Origin of the sequence: Pseudarthrobacter sp. NamE5 (assembly GCF_005796225.1) — a bacterium.
Lineage (GTDB): Bacteria > Actinomycetota > Actinomycetes > Actinomycetales > Micrococcaceae > Arthrobacter.
In genome coordinates this window covers 1-424 of record NZ_VAHO01000044.1, presented here as the reverse complement: position 1 = coordinate 424, position 424 = coordinate 1, and the positions used below count along the sequence as shown (strand labels likewise).

1 protein-coding gene is annotated in these 424 nt (G+C 65.6%); it reads right to left on the bottom strand.

Annotated features, from left to right (window positions below):
- The coding region (locus FDW84_RS19005) for an HNH endonuclease signature motif containing protein (protein ID WP_138611034.1) at nt 1-424 on the bottom strand (424 nt) is incomplete at both ends.

Genomic DNA, 424 nt, shown 5'->3' with positions numbered 1-424 from the left:
TGGTGGCTGGTGTTGGTCTCCAGCGGGTGTGGTGTTTGAGGCGGTGGTGTTTGGGGCAGAGTTGTGCGAGGTTGCTGATCCCGGTGGTTCCGCCCTTGGCCCAGGCTGTGAGGTGGTCGGTTTCGTTGTCGAGGGAGTGGTTGCTGCAGCCGGGGAAGGTGCATTTGCCGTCCCTGAGGCGCAGTGCTTGTTTCATGGCTTTGGTGAGCCGGTAGCTGGTGCGGCCGATGTCCAGTGGCGCCCCGTCCCGCGGGTCGACCAGTACGCGGTAGAAGGAGTCGGCGCCGCCGGCGACGAGGTTCCTGGCCATCGAGGCGGGGATGGGGCCGTAGCCGTCAAGGACTGCTGGTTCGTCGGTGAGGCCGAGCAGTGAGAACACCGGGACTGTGACGAGTACATCAGCGCGGGGCATCGGCACCTTGCC